The 18,148-nt window shown below is 67.6% G+C and carries 6 protein-coding genes; all 6 read right to left on the bottom strand.

The features are described 5' to 3' along the window. Positions 1-387: 387 nt before the first annotated feature. The 6 genes from ACIA8Q_RS29880 to ACIA8Q_RS29855 all read right to left on the bottom strand — a co-directional run bounded on the left by ACIA8Q_RS29880 (position 388) and on the right by ACIA8Q_RS29855 (position 17,797). Positions 388-1,584: an McrC family protein gene (locus ACIA8Q_RS29880; RefSeq protein ID WP_396317984.1), complete on the bottom strand. Its 1,197-nt coding sequence runs from the start codon at positions 1,582-1,584 to the stop codon at positions 388-390. Continuing rightward, positions 1,581-3,359, bottom strand: a complete 1,779-nt coding sequence (locus ACIA8Q_RS29875; protein WP_396317983.1) for an McrB family protein — start codon at positions 3,357-3,359, stop codon at positions 1,581-1,583. Before ACIA8Q_RS29875 ends, ACIA8Q_RS29880 begins: the two co-directional genes overlap by 4 nt. Before the next feature lie 106 nt (positions 3,360-3,465). Next, positions 3,466-5,304, bottom strand: a complete 1,839-nt coding sequence (locus ACIA8Q_RS29870; RefSeq protein ID WP_396317982.1) for an AIPR family protein — start codon at positions 5,302-5,304, stop codon at positions 3,466-3,468. A 93-nt stretch (positions 5,305-5,397) separates the two neighbouring features. After that, positions 5,398-9,501, bottom strand: coding sequence for an Eco57I restriction-modification methylase domain-containing protein (locus ACIA8Q_RS29865; protein ID WP_396317981.1), 4,104 nt, complete (start codon positions 9,499-9,501; stop codon positions 5,398-5,400). Continuing rightward, positions 9,498-12,548: a helicase-related protein gene (locus tag ACIA8Q_RS29860; protein ID WP_396317980.1), complete on the bottom strand. Its 3,051-nt coding sequence runs from the start codon at positions 12,546-12,548 to the stop codon at positions 9,498-9,500. The genes ACIA8Q_RS29865 and ACIA8Q_RS29860 overlap by 4 nt, the downstream gene beginning before the upstream one ends. Beyond that, on the bottom strand, positions 12,545-17,797 hold the full coding sequence (locus ACIA8Q_RS29855) for a DEAD/DEAH box helicase (RefSeq protein ID WP_396317979.1): 5,253 nt from the start codon (positions 17,795-17,797) through the stop codon (positions 12,545-12,547). The genes ACIA8Q_RS29860 and ACIA8Q_RS29855 overlap by 4 nt, the downstream gene beginning before the upstream one ends. Positions 17,798-18,148 lie beyond the last annotated feature (351 nt).

Below are 18,148 nucleotides of genomic sequence, written 5' to 3'. Positions count from 1 at the left end.
CGCCCCCACTCGTCATTCGTTAGATCGCCCCGCCCCATGACCAGCACAACGATCTGACCGAATGAAGGTCACATGATCCGCCGGACAGACCCTAGCTGCGCGGGGTCTACGTACGCACTGCCCTTCTCACAACCAGCTGCGGGGGAGGCCGCCAAGGCATTCGAGTACCTCGGCGGCGATGTCTGGGCCCGACCGACCGTCGGCATGCGCGATAGCGACGTTTTCCCATCACCACTTGTGCCCAACACGAAGACGCGGCGGAACGCCGTGGCGGAGAGTGGACACGGTCATTCCTCCATGAGGGTCGAGCCGGCAGCGGCTGTTCGGCGCCGCATGGGATGGCGGGCATGGCTGCTCGGGCAACCGAGCTTCGTGGCCTGCGTGGAATTACCCACCGGGCAGTCCGGCCGCGATATCAGCAGCGATCACGGCCATCGCGTCGAGGACCACCGCCGGCTCCGCCGCGAGCTGCACCGCATGCCGTACGAGTTCGATGCCGGAGTTGCGCACGGTGTGCCGAGAAACGGGGGCCTCGCCTGCGGCGTAGACGAGATGGCCGCGGTCGAGCCCGAGCCCCAGGCAATAGGACGCCATCTGGTAGAGGTCAGCGTTCGGATGTCCGCGGATCTTCTCTGCCTTGTACTTCGCGTCAGCGACGCCGGCTGGGCGTCCGTCGTTCCGGCACCAGACCAGGTCGGGCAGCAGCTGGACTCGCCCACCGTGGTCGAGAAAGTGCCGGCGATCCTGTGGGTGCACCGTTCCGCCGTAGGGTCGCAGCGCATCAGCGAGCGCACCGACGACGAAGTCCTGGAACACCTTCTCCATGTTCAGGAGCAGGCCGTCGACGTACACCGTGCCCCGGTGTTGAAGGTCGTACGACGCCCCCCGCAGCACCAACTCCCCCAATCGAACTGCGCTGTCGAACCTGGCATCGTGCACGCCCGATGAACCAGGCTGGTGCTGCGGCGGTCCGCCCTCCGGCTCGCCGACGTCCGACAGCGCGGTCACGACGCGCCGTAAGCCGGCCCGGCAGGACGTGGGCACATCGGGGAGGGAAAGCAGCCGGTGTGCGGCCGCCTTGAGGATCCGGTTCTCGGCGATGTCCTCCGTGAACTCCTCGTAGCTGACCTCGGCCGGATAGGACCGGCCGAAATGCCTGCGCAACTGGTCCGCCGGGCGAACCCGGCCCCGTATCACCGGCAGGGTGTCCTCAACTGTGCGGTAGCCCTGGAGCGGGCCGTGCCGCGTCGCCCGCTCGGCCGCGCGGACGAAGGCGTAGGACACCGCGGGAAGCAGCCCCTCGCTCTCCGCCGCGGTCACCGGCTCGGACCGCCACCTGCCGGGTGCGGCCGCGTAACCGAGCAGGAACAGCACCTGGTTGATCGGGGTCTTCGGGGAGATTCGAAGATCCACGCCGTTGATCCGAGCCGCGCCCACCAGACGACGCCCGCTGACTCGCCACAGTCCCGCCCGCCGCCCCTGCTCGACACGGACGATGCCCGACGCAGCGAGCGCGGCCGCCTGCTCCGCCGTGAGCTCCTCCTGCACGGCGGAGCCGCTCTCGGTCAGGTTGATCCTGATCACGCAGCGGGTCCCTCCGCCTCGCTTCCGGCAAGTGCCTCGGCACGGGTCAGCAGCGACTGCTCGTCCAACCCAAGGTCAGTGAGCAGTGCCGTGAGCCCGAAGCGCTCCTGGATGCCGGTCTCGTCGAGGTGTTGATCCGCGAGGAGGGGCAGGATCGAAGTGCGCCAGGTTCGGGCGAGCGCGCCGGGCTGTTCGTAGAGGTGGCGCCGCATGAGGTAGGACGGGCCCAGTTGGAAACTCCGGTCGCTGATCCGGCTGTTCAGCTCGTCCAACAGGTCCGCGGCTTCCTCGGGAAGACCGTTGCCGTGCAGCCACTTTCGCAGCATGGAGGCAGTGGGCTCCTCCGAAGGATGGAGCTCCACGAAGGCGAAGCGTCGGCGCATCGCCGCGTCGACCCGGGCGACCGAGCGGTCAACGGTGTTCATCGTGCCCAGGATGACCACGTTCCGCGGGAGGCTGAAGCCGTTGCCCTCGTCGGTCCCGTACTGGAGGTGCACCACTTCGTCCCGGTACTCCAGGAGGAAGTACAACTCCCCAAAGACGCGGGCCAGGTTGGCTCGGTTGACCTCGTCGATGATGAGGACATGCGGGACTGCTGGGTCCTTGCGGGCGTTCTCCACCGTACGCCGGAACGGGCCCGGCACGAGTTCGAACCCCGGTTGCCCGTCCTTGGCCTGCCTCGGGCGAAAGCCCTCGAAGAAGTCCTCGTAGGCGTAGGAGGGATGGAACTGGACGAGCGTCACACGATCCCGTCGCCCTCCGGTGAGGTGCAGGGCGAGCTTGCGCGCCAGGTAGGTCTTGCCGGTGCCCGGCGGGCCGTAGAAGACGATCTGGGGTCGGTCCCGAAGCAGGTGCAGCCAGTCGTCGAGGTCCTCGAACCGGATGTGCAGTTCCGCGGCCAACTGTTGGGTGGCGTCCGGGAGATGGAGGCTTCGCCTGGGCGGCGGGGGGTCACCCGCGGTCGCCGGAAGCAGCGCTTCGATGCTCTCCACCAGGTCGGTCAGGTCCACGACGCTGAGTTGCACACCGAGTTTGCCGTTCAGTCCGTCCGGGATGTCGTCCTCGAAGAGGTCCACCGGCCGCTCGGTGTTGAGCCACCTGACGCTCCGTCGTAGACCGGCGGACTGGTCCGAGGTGAAGTGGGCCGCAGAGGTGACCTCACCGATGTAGAGCTGCTCGCCGTCCTCGCTCGGGGTCGCCATCAGGTCTCCGATGGACACCCGTTTCAGGAACAGCTGGATCTCGGTGGTCTTGTCCCCGATCGCCACCTGGGCAAGATGCGCGTAGCCCGTCCGGACTGCGCGGTCAACCTCCTCGTCGCCGGCCTCGGCGGTCAGCTGCTGCAGGCGTGCCGCCTCGATGCCGCAGTACCCTCCGGCGAGCCAGTCCTCCAGCAGGTTGGGCACCGCATTGCCGGGCAGACGCACCAGCCATGCCCGACGAGGCGGGTTCGCCGGCCCCGCACCGAGTGCTTCGCGCATGGCCTCGAGAGTAAGCCTGCGGGCGGGATCGGGGCGGGCAGTCCCTGGAATCACCATGCCCTCCTGCTTCAGGAACTTCAGCTGATCCTGCGACCCCGGAGCAACCGGGTCACGCACGATTCGCCGCTCCGCTCCCGAACTCATTCGCCGGACGTGGCCCATGAGCGTACCCGGATCCGCCTCCAGCGCCTCCGCGAGATCCGTAAGAGTCGCCCAGGACCCCAGCTGGAGGATGCTGACCAGCACACCAAGACCCGAGAGGTCGTCAAGCTGCCCGATCTGCCGGGGGATCATGTCATGAGGGGCGAAGAGGGCGTCGCCGGAGGGTGGCACGGGATTCCTTCGAGGGCGTGGACGAGACAGCGACGATCAGAACTGGTCGGGTGATCTCCGGGACCGCTCACGGTGCTTTCGCGAGAGTCTGGCAGAACGTGTCATAGGCCGTCTTGGACTGCGGGTTGAGACGCTGGGTGTAGGCGCTTCGAGCGAACCGCTTGCGCGCGTCGCTGACCGCCTTGGCCCGATCGAAGTCGCCCGTACCGGTTACGGCGACACCCCGGGTGAGTGCGGGGGCGAGATCCGCGACGTAGGGGATCAACGGCTTCAGGACACGTGCCCAGTGGCGGATCGCCGTGTCGATCTGAGGCCGGCGCGCAAAGGCGAGCGCGAAGGGATCGGTGATGCCGTGGTCGAGGATCGGCTCCATGCACTCGGCGACGGCGGAGATCAGCAGCGGAATCGATCCGCGGATCTGGAAAAAGTCGTACACCTCGCGCTCCGGGCCCTTGAGATCCGGATCCTTTATGCACTTCTCCCGGTACTCCGCCTTGGCATCCTCAACGGCCCGCTGAAGGCTGTAACAGAACAGCAGGTGCCTGGCCGAGGTGTGCTCGCCGAAGAGCTGCACGTAGGTCTTCTCCTCGGGAGACCAGATACGCGCTGACTGGTTGGCCGCGACCAGCGGCATACCGTGGAACGCGGCGAGTGCCTTGCCCGCGGTGACAGCGACAATCCTGTTGGCGGGCACAACCCCGCTGATCTCGCTCGGGGCCGTACGGCGGCCGCCGTCGTAGACGATGCCTCCCAGGTCGTCGCGGAACTCCCGGACCAGGCGCAGCTGGGTGCGGTCGTTGCTCCGGAAGTCGGCAGCCTGGGTGGCGAGTTGGCGGTTGGTCGTACTGATGACGTCTTCGACGAGCGACGGCTCCTCGCAGACGATGAACTTGATCATCACCTTGGCGGCCTCGGTCTGCGTGCGCGGAGTGTCTCCGCTGACCGCACCCGTGGTCTGGGCACCGTTGACGATGGAGATGCCGTCCAGCTTGATTCTCGTCCGCCCAGCGGCGTCAGGCTCAGTGGTGATGCCACGAGTGAGCGCGGTGATGCCGTTGTTGAGGATGAAGAGGTTCTCCGGCTGCTCCTCGACCGTCTTCCTGATCGCGCTGTTGATCACGCCCTTGCGTCCCTTGACCCCGACGAAGCCGCGGACGTTCGCCGAGAAGAGGCGGTCCTCGCCGTCATCGTTGTGCGCCCAGTACAGGTTCTGGAGCCAGGCGGTGTCCACGGCAGTGCACAGTGCACGCCATTTGCCGGTCCCGAGCTCGAAGAAACCGTCGACAGTGACCTCGAGCTCGTCTGTGACGAGAATCGGGCTGCGGGATCCCTCGTACCACCGGTACAGGGTGCGCACCCCGATCTCGACCCCGAGCACCCGCTCCACCCCGCAGCCGGGGTAGATCTGGGCAAGCACGTTGGTGACCTGCCGGGCGGTTGCATCGAGCTCCGCCTGCACGGCGTCGGATTCGGGGAGGTTGTGCACGTACCAGAACTGCACCTCCTTGATGACACCGTCCCTGAAGGCCTGGTCGATGGCGCGCCCGGTCGGACGCATCCGCGGGACGAGCGCCTCGGGTTGACCTGCCAACAGCCAGGCGACAGCCGTATTGAGGTCCTGAGCCTTCGTCGCCTTGCTGCTCTGCTTTTGGCCGGGGTCCTTCGCGGTGTAGGCCTGGGCGATGATCAGTCGCTCGCCCTCGCGGTCGATGTGCACGAGGTCGGCGGAGACGTCGCCGCCACCGTCGGTGAGCGACTCGGCGGCCACGGAGTGGATGTCGTCGATGCCCTGGTGGAGCTGAAGCGCGAAGAGCAGGCGCTTATTCGATCCATACCTCTTTCGGTCTAGATCGATACGAAGCGCGAGCACTTGGTCAAGCACCCGCGCCTCGTCCGACGACCCCACGACGCTCCCCACCGCACCCCTCCGACGTGGCTACATACTGCCCCTGGCGAAGGATCATATGCTCACGGTCCGTCAAGTGCGTAGGGCACCAGCTCAGGACTGATGCCTCGCGCCCCCGCCTGGCGGGGGTGAGAGCGGGGAGACGTAGCGCTCGTTCGACTGCTTCGCATTCGCGAGGGCTGCGTACACCTCTTGGATCATCCGCTTGGTCCGGTACTCGCCGTGGGCAGCGACGTCCTTCCCCTTGACGATCGGGAAGGCCTCCATGACGTGGTCTACCTGCGCCTCGGTCAGGCCGTAGAGGTGGAACATTGCGGCGTCCAACTCCGCACGGATGAACGCGCGACGCTCCTCATCCCAGCGGAAAGGCGGGCCGTCATCGCCAAGATCCCGGGCGAACTGGGCCAAGTCATCGGCGGTGTAGGCAAGTTCGAGAACGCGCCTAGAGAACCAGGCAGCGCCGTCGCCTGGCTCCCAGGGCAGCCCTTCAAACCTTTCTGGCGGCAGAATCGCAATCTGCTTGAGAATGAAGTAGTTAAGGGAAACCCCACTCATCTTCTGTCGAACGAGGTAATCCATCGCGAAGGACGAGAAGCTAGCTAGCAGCGCTGCCGCAGAGCCCTTTCCTGGAAACGCCAGAAGGAACTTGTGGTTTGTAGCAACACGTGGAATGACGTCGGCTACGAGGGTTCTCTCGTCTGTAGACCGACTAACATCTCGCCATCCCAGAAGCCATCCTTTGTCCCACCGCTGCTTCAGCCGATAGTCAACGTCGCACTCCGACATCCAGTAACGCGGGATCGGCCCCCGACGAGGATCGTTCTTCTCCTCCAGCGTCAGACGCGGCAGCTCCGTGTCCTGGCTGCCCTCGGGCCGCTTGCTGTAGCAGGACAGCCGATGGTCGTAGTGGTGCACGAACTTCGCCTCGTATAGCGGCAGCAGCCGATGCTTGCCGTCCGTGAAAACGTTGCCCTCCAGGCGAAGCCCACCCGCCTCCAGGGCCGGCCGCTCCCAAAACATGTCCGAGTCGTTCGCCATGTCGAACATGCGCATGAATGACAGTCCCCAGGGGTTCGACTCCGCGCGACCGCTCTCGTCCGAGTCCCTCCACAGCACCGGCGCATCGTGGTAGATACCGAGCGTAATGTCAGCATCCTCCTGGGTGCGGAACATCGGCATGGTGCCGGTGTTGGGGTTGACCAGCAGCAAATCCTCCGGATTCACCTTGATTCGCCGGCCCCGGGGCGGCAACTCGTCAGGGTGCTTCGCCAGGGTCCACGACTCGGCCTGGTCGATCTCCAGGCCGCTACCCACCACCGTGAGCAGCGAGAAGCGGAAGCGGCGGTTGCCGACGTCCGTCCAGATCCGTGGATTGGTAACGAAGTCCAGCAGCGAGTCGAGCCGGCGCTGTTCCAGGATGTCCCGGAAGAACGGCGCCGTGGTGGAGTCCACCGCGATGCCGGTCGGCACGACGACGCCCATGCGTCCCTTCGGGGCGGTCAACTGGCGGGCGGTCTCAGCAAAGACGGAGTACGTGTTGACGTCGCCCTGGCCCGTGAGCGGGAACCGGTCGGAGTCACGGAGTAGGTGCAGCTCGCCTTCCGAACTGCGTCGTGCGGCGAGGAACGCACGATAGTGGTGCGCCTGGTCCTCGTCCTTGGCGAGCTTCGCAATCAGCCGGTCGCGTGCCGCCTTGCTGGCCGCGGCGGCGATCTCCGGTACGCGGGAGGCGAAGAACTCCTTCTCCTGCAGCTTCACTCGGTCCCAGGGCGGGTTTCCCAGCACACAGGAGAAGCCTCCGCTCCAGCCGTACCGGTGGTCCAAGCCGGAGGCGTCGTCGTCCGAGGTGCGGAAGATGTGCGGGAACTCCAGGTGCCAGTGGAAGAAGCCGTATTCAGCCGACAGCTCGTCAACTGCCTCGTCGACAGCGGCTCCCGCGCTGCCAGTCTCGGCGAACCGCCGAAGGGTGTCCGCGCTGATACCGTCCGGCGCTCCGGGCCGGGTCGGCCAGACGAAGGCGGCGCACCAAGCGTCAGCGGTCCTGCGGTCCCGCACCTTTGCGTCGGACCTCTGCCACTTCCGGTATTGGGCGATCTGCCGGTGCACGTCGACGAGCTTGCCGCCGGGACGGTTATGGATCTCCTCAACGGCCTTGGCGTGATGCGCGTTTCCGGTCGGCAGCAGGAAGGTGCCGGTCCCGAACAGCGCGTCCTGGCCGCTGTCACGTTCGTGCTTGTTCCGGGTGCGCAACGTCGTGACGAGCTTCCTGTCGTCGCCTTCCAGCGGAACGTAGGCGCGGTCGGGGATACCCTTGCTCAGCAGCGCCGGCGTGGTGCCCAGGAGGGCGTTGCCCTGCCGGATGTGGGCGTCCAGGAAGGACATCGGGCGGGGATTGCCCGGTTCGAGGGCCTGCATCCACAGGGCGAACTTCGCGAGGTCCACGGCCATCCGGTTGAGGTCGACGCCGTGGATGCACCGCGCGACGACCTCGGGCAGCCAGCGCTCCACCGCCTCCACCGGCGGCTCGGTCTCCTGGGTGTGGACGACCGCGATCCGTTTGGCGATCCGGCGGGCGGCTGCTACCAGGAAGTGTCCCGAGCCGCAGGCCGGGTCGCACACTGTGACCGACAGGAGGGCCTTCACCGGGTCGAGTTGGCGTGCTGCCTCGTCCAGCACCGGGTCGAGCGCCGACTCGAGCAGCATGTCGACCAGGGCGCTGGGCGTGTAGTACGAGCCCGAGGTCTTCCGCGAGTGCCCCGCGGTGTCACGAAACTGGTAGGTCCGCCGTCCGGGGTCAGGGTCCGGGGAGAGCGCGAGGATCCATTCGTAGACGCCGCCGAGCTCCTCCGCGCCAAGGTGCCGGTAGTCGACCGGAAGCCAGCGGGCACCGTCCTCGCTGCGCACGCGCGCGAGGCTGCGCACCGCCGCGAGCAGACGGTCGTTCGGCAGTCCGAGGGACGCGAGGGTAAGTCCCGGCTCCGGTGCCAACTCGTCCTGCGGGTCGTAGTCGTACACGCCGCCCAGCCCGGGCAGCCCTAGCCGGGGCTCTCCCTGTTCTTCTCCGAGCCCCTTGAGCACGATGCAAAGGGATTGCCAGAGGTCGTCCCGCGTGTCGCCCTTCATGCTCAGGGCGAGCTGACGCAGTCGTGCGCTGGAGAAGTACGTGTCGTAGCGCTCCTTCGCCTTCTGGTCCGTGTCGGCGCTGAAGAGCGCATCCCGGTCCTCCGCGACGAACAGGAAGATCATCCGGTAGACGAGGCGGAGCAGTGCGTCGTTGAAGCGCTTCTTGGTCACCGTTCCGTCGCGGAGGCCGTCACGCAGCCGCTGGTTGGTCGTCGGCTCGTCGCCGCCTCCCGTCGGCTTCCGGCCCTCGTGGCTGAGGAATCCGGTGCCGAGTTCTTCCACTGCCTGCTGGAGCCCGGTGCTGAGGCCTCGGAGGAAGCGGGATCCGCTCTCGACGGCCTCCGCCCGCCATCGTTCGAGCCAGCAGTCGGCTGCGGTCAGTCGGCTTTCGTCCTCCTCGTTCTCGCGCGGGAGCAGCTCGACGCGTGAGGCGTGCAGCAGCGCGAACAGCAGGAAGAAGTCCGGGTAGAGGTCTCCGTCGAAGATGGACTCGAGGTCGAACTCCACGTAGGCGGAGCCGACCAGCGAGGTCGAGTCCCGGACGACCCGGAGCACGCGCCCGTTGGACAGCACGCCCCACAGCAGGTCTCCGCTCGAGTTGAGGCAGTCCTGCATCATCGCCTGCGGCAGGCGCGCGCCGCCTGCGGGGCGCTGGTCGAGCTTGGTGTGCCAGGACACAAGGTGGACGGGGAAGTGGTCCCGGTACAGATGGCTGATCGGGAAGGACCGGCCTCCGGCGGTCAGCCCGCGGCTGCCCGCGAGCTGGCCGTAGCCGAGCTCGGCGAACAGCGGGAGCAGCCACTTCTTGCGGGTCAGCGTGGTCCCGCGGTCGGTGGAGGGGAGTTCCTCCAGCTGGTCCCGGTAGGCCCGGTAGACGCCCTGGAGGTAGGCCCAGGAACGGCTGACAGCGTCGCCGAGCCGTCCGACCGGCAGCCCGTACTCTCCGGGCGTTGTGCCGGGAAGGGTGCGGTCACCGCCGGCGATCCGCGCGAGGATCTCGGGGGACAGCACACCGCCCTCGATACGGACGGCGGTGAAACCGTCGGCGGGCAGCAGAGGTGCCGGGGCACTCACGCGGTCTCTCCGTTCGCGTGCAGGGTGGTACGGGATGCGATCGCCGCGGGATTGACGGGTACGTACACGTACACGCCGAGGAAGTCCGCGTCCTCCTGGAACCGGACCTTCAGCCCCTCCCTGGCGGCAGCGGCCGACTTGCGGACGCGGCGGTGCGCGGCGAGCAGTTCCTCTGCCGCTCGCACCCCCTGGGCGTTCACGGCCGGCTGGAGCCGGTCGAGCGCGCGCACGGCACGGGGAGCGTACTGCTCCACGTACTCCGCAAGGGCGTTGGCCGTCGGCAGCACCGCCAGGAGCTCATTCACCTCGGCCGGCTCGAGCCATTGCGGCGAACTCGGGCTGCCTCGGTACGCGAGAACCCGCGCTTCCTCCGCGACGGTGGCTTCGCGGTCTCGGCCGGGGAGGGTCACGTGGTGCCGGTAGCGGACGAGGAGCAGTGTGGTCGTCGAGTCGACCGCATCCGTGCGGACCACGCCGCAGCGCCGCGCCGGGCGGCGGGAGCCGGCCAGTGTGCCGTCGAGTGAGGTGTCCAGCACCCATTGGGCAAGTGCCCGCACGCGGCGATCGGACCGGTTCAACACCGACTCGCCAACACGATCGGCGCCATCGGCCCGGAAGGTGATCTCGTTCCCGGGGTCGGCCGACGGTTGGAGGGCCCGGATCAGGACGGGGTCGAGACCAGTCAGGTCCGCCGTGAAGTCGGCCGTGCGGCCGTCGTGGGCGGCTTCGAGCAACAGCGCGGTCTGGCCACGGGACGTGTCAGCTCGAGCGGTCCCTGAGCGCCCTGCTCTGCCGGTGTTCTGGCCCGGCGCAGCAGCAGGCCGAAGGGCGGCGCCGAGTTTCTCCAGCGTGGTCCGGACGAACGCGGCGACCTCGTCCCGGGTTCCGATCGCCTCGTTGATCGCGTCGAGTTCCGCTTGCAGTTCCTCGGGGTGGATCGTGCGCTGAGCGTAGCGCGTCACCGCCTTGGACTCGCGTTCGGCCGCGTCCCTCCAGGTGCGGTCGAGTTCCTTGGCCTGGTCCTCCATATCGAGGTCCAGTACGGGCTGGTGGAACTCCCGCCCCCTCAGCAGCAGGCCCTGAACGAGCGCTTGGACGAGGCTGTCCCCTGCGTCCGGCACCGGAACCGCGACGCCGGTGGCCTTCTGGATGGCCCGGTGCTTGCGCAGCAGGACTTCCAGCACGACTCCGTCGATGCCGTTGTCCTCGCCGTACAGGGTGACCGCGCGGACGTAGGTCGAGCGCTGACCGAACCGGTCGACGCGCCCCTCGCGCTGCTCGAGACGGGTCGGGTTCCAGGGGAGGTCGTAGTGCACGACCGCCTGGAAGCCGTGCTGGAGGTTGATACCTTCCGACAGGCAATCGGTGGCGACCAGGACCCGCCTGGCATCACCGTCCCCGGTGAACTCCTTGATCCGGTCCTCGCGTTCCTTCGGCGGCTGCTTGCCGGTGACGTGCCGGACCTCGATCTTGCCGAGTGCGCTGGACAGGTGCGTCGCGACGTACTCCGCCGTAGGGATGTAGCGGCAGAAGACGATCGGGTTGTAACCAGCGGTCAGCAACGACCGCACCTGGCGGATCAGTTCGGACAGCTTGCGGTCGTGCTCGGGTCCCACCAGCTCGCGGGCGCGCTCCGCGAAGCGCTTGAGTCGACGGCGTTCCTCGGCCAGGAGCTTCTTCTCGTGCTCGCTGAGCGGCCTGCCTTCCTCCGCGGCCGACAGGGAGGAAACCGGCAGCAGAGCATCCGCCGAGTCGCCTGCCGGAGCGGCGTCGGCTCCCTCGTCGGTGTCGTCCTCGCTGCCGTCGAGGACGGCCGCCCGGCCCAGCTTCTCGATCTCCTCCTCCGAGAGGCCCTGAACGGCGGCCCTGGTCTCCAAGGTCGCCGCCGCAGCCATGGGCGAGGACGCCAGGGACCGCAGCAGGGCGAGCGCGGACCACCAGCGGATGCGGTCCCGCGTGGCCCCGCCGGTCGTCCGGACCGTCTCCCGCGCGTACGCGAGCACGTCCTGGGTGAGGTCCGCGTAGTCGTCATGCATCCGGAACGGGACGTCACGGATCTGCCGCTGATCGGGGAAGTGGGTCTCCTCCTTGAGAAACGTCTTGATGTCGCGGCGGCGGCGCTGGACGAAGTGCTTGGCGAGCCGGGCCCGGTCCTCCGCCCGGCCCGGGTCGAACGAGCCGGTGTCAGGGGCGAACTGCGGATCGAGCAGACCGATCAGGCAGCGGAAGGTCTCCTCCTTGCCGCTGTGCGGGGTCGCCGTGACGAGCAGCAGGTGCCGATCGGGCGCGACGGCGAGTTCCTTGAGTAGCTCATAGCGCAGCTGCCGCTGGCGGCTGACCCGGTCGGCAGCGTCCGGCACGCAGGTGTGCGCCTCGTCGACGATGACGAGGCGCGGTGCGGTGCGCAGGAATTGGCTGCGCCGGTCGTCGCGCTTGATGAACTCCGTGGAGACGATCGTGTAGGGGTGTCGCTGGAAAATGCTCTGGGTCCCCATGAGGTCTCGTTCCAGCTTCCGCACCGTGCTGGGCAGCACCAGGGCGGCCTCGAGACCGAACTTCTCGCGCAGCTCGTCCTGCCACTGCTGTGCCAGAGCCGGCGGGCACAGCACCGAGAAGCCGTCCACCTGACCCTGGGCGAGCAACTCCTTGGCGATGAGGCCGGACTCCACCGTCTTGCCAATGCCGACGTCATCCGCGATCAGGAGCCGGGTGACGTCCATGCCCATGGACATCAGCAGCGGGACCAGCTGGTAGCGCCTCGGCTCGAAGTTGAGTTGCGCCAAGGAGCGGAGCGGACCGGCGCTGTCCCGGAACCCGATCTGCAGAGCGGTGCGCAGGAGCCCGGCGCTGGTGTGGTCGCCGACCTCCTCGGGGGCGCTGCTGGGGCGGGGGAAGGCCGAGTCCTCGACCTCATCAGGGAAGAGGCCGGCCTCGAACGCCGGGTCGCCGCCCAGAGGTCTGGCGATCACGAAGTCGTCGGTGAACTTCCGGACGACCCAGTCGCGGCCTCGGGCCGCCACGAGGCTGCCGATTTCGTAGTGCTTCACCTGGCTCCTCCGGGCCCGAACACATTGGGATAGCGGTCGACGGTGTCCTGCCAGCGATCAGTGTGCCGGAAGCGGATGACCAGCCAACCCGAATCGATCAGCCTGTCCTCCGCGTCCTCGTCGCGCTGCCGTTGCGTGGGGATGTCGTGGTGGGGACCGTCCACGAAGACAGCAACCTCGGCTCCCGGCAGGTGGTAGGCGAAGTCCGGGCGCGCTTCGAGCTGCGGGAGCGGCAGTTGTGCCTCGTCGGGCAATCGCAACTCGCGCTCCGCCAAGAACTCGAGGAAGTCCCGCTCCAAGTCGCTGGCGCTCACCTCTTTGAGTACCGCGAGGCGCTCGGCCGGCGTGGCTGCTCGTCCTGTGCCGCGAACCGTCGCCGCGGCGATCCCGCGCAGCAGCGTGATCGCCGTGGTGCGGTCGATCAGGTGGTGCTCGCTCTGGTTGCCGTAGGACAGCAGGCAGTCGTAGCAGCCGAGTTCGCAGGGCTCGGGCAGTCCGTCCGTACCCGGCAGGTCGTTCCCGGTCCGTGGATCGGTGTGCAGGATGGCGAGCGCGGCGTACGCCGCCTTGGCCAGGGCTGTCGGTTCGGCCTGGAGCCGACGGAGCACTCCGGCGCCCCCTTCGGCGCTCTCCGTCAGGAGCATCCGTGCTCGGCCTTCCTTGTCCGGCAACGCGATTGACGTCAGTTCGGTGTCCTCCAACTGGAAAGCCGCCTCGATACCGCGTTCCAGAGCGTAGCGAAGTGTGGTCGCGGTGATGTCGCTGACCGGTTCGGTGAGGCGGAGAACGAGGATGTTGCGCCGGTCCTCGACGAAGGGCACGACCGGACGCGAGACATCGGCGTCGGCGTAGCTCTCGTCGGACTCCTCGTTGTCGAGTTCCGCTGCCTGCTTGTCGCTGAGCCACCTGCCCGTGGAGGTGTCGATGCGATAGCCGACCCTGGCCTTGTCCTTGCGCCTACGCCGCCCCTTGTTGATGACGCGCAGACTGGCGGTGTCGCCGTACGACAGCTCGGCGATGACCTCGCCCGCCGCCAATACGTGGGCGTCGAGGCTCGCGGGCCGGTCACCGTGCGCGTTGAACCGGTACACGGTTTCCAACTCGAATCCCGCTCGCCGCCGTTCCTCCTCGTCCGAGGAGATCCGCTCGCGCCGCTCCGTGAAGACGGTGCTGAGCCGCATGAGGTTGGGGATGTGCCCGGTCAGGAGTGCCCCGCAGTTGTCACACAGGTCCGTTCCCGCCTGCTGCTGGTGGAAGTACCCGCAGTCCCGGCAGACCCTGGCGGTCTCGGTGTCGATCTCGCCCGGCTCGGCAACGGGGAGTTGAACCCGCTTCACCTCGTAGCGGGCGCCCTCGTGGTAGATGAGTGCGCCCGGCCCGAACTCGCTGATCGCCAGGAAGCGGGGACGCTGGAGGTAGTCCCCTTCAGGGGTTCCGCCGCGTGCGTACCGGGAGCCCGGGATGTAGGCGATCAACGGAAGCCGGGGGAAGGAGTAGCCGGGCAGGAATCCTTCGGAGGCGAAGTAGCGATAGCTGTAGAAGTCGCTGAAGCTCTGCCCGACGCTCTTGTTGTCCTCGTTCCGCAGCAACTTGAGCTGGTTCTCCGCCTCCCGGCGGCGACGCGATGCCCGCTCCCTGCTCTGCGGGCTGAGTGACTGGTCCAGCACCCGCCGGTTCTGTTCCTCCTGCTCCAAGAGCGCTCCCTGATACAGCCCCCGCCAGCGCTCGCACGCCAGGTTGAACCGGTTGGCCGAGCCGCGCACCACGTCCTCCAGCCAGCGCGGGCTCCACCACAGCGATTCGTCCAGGCCCGAGACGGATGACAGGACCCGGTGTGCCCGCTCCTCGGCCCTTCGTGCGGCGGCCGGGGAGAGCAGCTGCGTCCAGATCTCCTCCCTGATCGGAAAACCGCGCAGCGGATCGCCGAGGTCGAGCACCTCCGGAAGACTCGAATGCAGATCGGCGCCGGTCTCGGCGAGCCAGACGGCCTGGACGTGGCTGCGCACCAGGTCCTCGTTGGCCAGGTCGAGGCGGGGCGCTGCAACCCGGCCCTGCACCATCAGGTGGGAGCGCCGGAAGTAGTACTGGTCGTGAGCGTTGCCGGTCGCGCAATAAGTGGTCACGAGTGCGGGCTCGCCGGAGCGGCCGGCCCGGCCCGAGCGTTGGGCGTAGTTCGCGGGCGTCGGAGGGACGTTGCGCATGGCGACGGTGTTGAGGCTCTTGATGTCGACGCCGAGTTCCATGGTCGGCGAGCAGTACAGCAGTTGCAGCTTGCCCTCGCTGAAATCGGACTCACGACGCTCACGGACGCGGGTCGGGACCTGGGCGGTGTGCTCGGCCGCCACGAGCCCCGCGAGGCTGTGCGCCACGTCGGTGTACAAGCTCCGAAAGAAGTCGTTGACCCTGGGGGCCGCCACGTCGTGCCGACGCCTCAGCAAGTCCCGCATGCCTTCGGCGCCATCGCCCGGAAGCCAGATCAGCGAGGAGGACTTGACCCGATAGCCCGGCACGCCGGTCTCGCCCCGGTCCACCGCTTCCGTCAGCAGATCCGCCTCGCACAGGACCCGGAGCAGGTCGCGGATCACCCGCTGCGCATCGTCGACCGTGAGACGGTCCACCAAGTGCGGGAAGCGCCGGGGTGCGCGCAGGAAGCGGCCGAGCATCGAGCGACCGGTGAAGTGGACGTCCGAACGGAAACCGCCCGGCCGAGCGGGCGCGGCGTAGACCACCGCCGGACGCGGGTCGGGGTGGTTGTCCGCCAGCGCCCACGGACCGCCCAGCCACTGATCGGAACGAGAACGCACACGCTCGAAGCCGGTACGGGACAGGACTTCGGCGTCGACCGCGAGGTTGCGCCGCATCTCGTCCAGCAACAGCTGGAGCAGCGCTTCGCGTTGGTCCCAGGAGGCCGACTCAAGTGCCGGGTGGGCGGTCTCCCACAGATCCTCGGCTCGGGATATCTCGTCGAGGACCGGATAGCCGAAGCGCAGCAGGCCCGTCTGTTCGAGGCCCGGCATGGTCACTCGCCATGAGCCCTGGAGGTCTTGGTAGAGCAGGAGTTCGACCACGCCTCGAAGGGCGGCCAGTGCGCTCTCGCGCTGGTGGCTGAAGCGCACCTCGCTCTTCCCGGTGAACGCGTCGAAGGGCAGCTCCAGGGCATCGGTGACCCGCTGGCCCAGCTCGTCGTACGTCAGGCCGCGCTCCCCCGCGGTGTGCAATGCGCGGACAAGCGCCCCTCGCAGGTGCGCGACCTGCACGAAATCGTTGAAGTGGCCGGCCTGGAGGCTGGCATCCTGCCGATTGTCGACGAAGGTCAGCAGTTTGCGTGCAGCGTCCTCCAGGTCGTCGCCCGCGGGTAGGGCCTTCAGGCTCCGTACCACGCTGGCGCTGATCACGGTCACCGCCGAGCTGCGACCCTCGACATCGAGCCTGGCGAGCTTGGCGAAATCCCGGCCGCGGACCTGTTCGTAGGAGACTCCGCACTCGGGGTTCAGACAGAACAGGAACGGTGCCGGAACGAACGCCGCTGCGAGGCCCCGGTCGACGTCCTGCGCCGCCCCCAGGCCGGGCCCGTCGGTCCACAGTTCCGTTCCGTCCAGGGCCACGCCGACCGGTACCGGAAGGTAACGCCGGCGATTGGCCGCCACCGTCACGGTGCCCGTGTCGCTGTCCAGCCACGATTCCGGGAGTCGACCGCCGGCCACCGGATCAGTGGGCCACGGAGTCTGCGAACTGACGTACAGGTACCCCTCGGACGCTTGACCGTCGTCGGCCTCGTAGTCGCGGCGTGGTTCGTAGACCGTCTTCTCACCGCGCTCGACCCGGGAGACCGCCAGATACTCCTGACCGCACTCGCGGCAGAAGGAGAGCGGCAGGAGGAGCTTGCCGCGCTCGCCCTTCACCACGCGCTGATAACGGCGAGTGATGTGCCGCTCGTCCTCGGGTTCCAGACTGACGTACACCGTGTCCCCCTTGGAGAGGAACTGGTGGAGTCGGAAGGCGAAGAGAGGTCGGCCTGTGCTCGGGTTCTTGGCCTCAGCGCCGGCCCTGAGAACGGACTCGATGGCGGTGTAGCAGTCCTCGCCCGGGAGATGGACGAGCCCGGCCAGCCGTTCGGCTGCTTCCTGCACCGTGGTGGGGCGCTGCCGTTCCAGGCGCCCGTTGTCCGCCCTGAGACCGAACGTGTTCTCGATCCACACCGCAAGGGGGTCCAGCTCGAGGTCTCCGTAGGTCCGGGCCGTGCCGTGCAGCGCCGTCCGAACAGCCGCTGCGAGATGTTCGGGGGAGGGTTCTGCGCCGGTGGTGGCCCTGCGCAGGGTTTCGCCGATGACCAGCTCCGGACGAACGGCTTCCGCACCACCGAAGAGGCGGGACGCCACCTCCGCGACCTCGGCGCGACGGTCCTCGTGGGTGCCTTCGTTCGACATGGTCGCCGAGGTGCCGATGCACTGAAGGTCCCGCGCGTCACATGCGTCCCGGACCCGGCGAGCCAGCAGGGCGACATCTGCACCCTGCCGTCCGCGGTACGTGTGGAGCTCGTCGAGCACGAGGAAGCGAAGCCCGCGTGTCGCGCGCAGGAAGCTGTCCCGCTCCTTGTCCCGGGTCAGAAGCAGATCGAGCATGACGTAGTTGGTGAGGATGATGTCGGGCTTCTCACGAAGAATTCGCTGACGTTCGGCCTCGTTCTCCTGACCGGTGTATCGGGCGAAGGTGACTGGGCCTTTCCCCTCCGCATAACCGGCTTGGAGGAACTTCGCCAGTTCCTTCTGCTGACTGTTCGCCAGTGCGTTCATCGGATAGACGATGACGGCACGAGTCCGGCGCTCGACGTCCCCTCTTTCCCGGGCGCGCAGGACTTCGTCAACGATCGGCACGATGTAGCCGAGGCTCTTACCGGAGCCGGTGCCTGTGGTCAGCACATAGCTCTGACCCGTTTTCGCAGCCTCGATGGCATCGCGTTGATGCTTGTGAAAGGCAATCGGCGCGGTACCCCGCTCCCCGGAGTCCTTGCCCGTCCGAAAGATCCGCGCACACTCAGGGTGGAGCACGCCCTCGTGAACCAACTCGTCGACCGTGCCACCGGGCTCGAACATCGGATTGATCGAGAGCCATGCATCTGGCCACTGCCCGCCGGTTGCGAGATCCTCTGCGACAGCTTCGCGGATGTGGGGGTCGCGGATTCCGATGAAGGACTCGGTGAACCGTCGATAGTCATCGATGAGCTGCCGATGCACCTCGAAGACGTCCACAGCCGCCAGTCCCCTCTCGCCGGATGATCAGCCCCTATCATCCCCCATACCAGTGACGCTCCGGGAAGCCTTCGTGATCTCGCCAGCCGAAGCACGACCTGTCGCCCGGCCCGGTCCGACTCAGCAGAGACCGTCACGTGGGGCAGCGGCGACTGGGCGAAGATCAACAACATGTGCACGGCCCCGTGCAACTTCGCGGGCGGGTGCGGCTGCGGACACCGCCACTCTCGGCAACCAATCGTTGCAGTTGATGCACCGAGGTCTCGAGTCCAGGATCCGTCGGCTGGCAGCCGACGGACCAGCCCGTACGAGGCCGCGAGCGGCGAGGTGCTGGGTGAGGAGTTCCGGCTC

This window comes from Kitasatospora sp. NPDC051705 (assembly GCF_044453265.1).
Classification (GTDB): domain Bacteria; phylum Actinomycetota; class Actinomycetes; order Streptomycetales; family Streptomycetaceae; genus Kitasatospora.
Note: the sequence above shows the minus strand (reverse complement) of the source record. Positions and strands in the feature narration are given on the sequence as shown.

Coding starts and splice junctions, on each gene's coding strand:
- ACIA8Q_RS29875 (WP_396317983.1), bottom strand. CDS start 3,359: ATGATCCCCCGGCAGATCGGGCAGCTTGACGACCTCTCGGGTCTTGGT.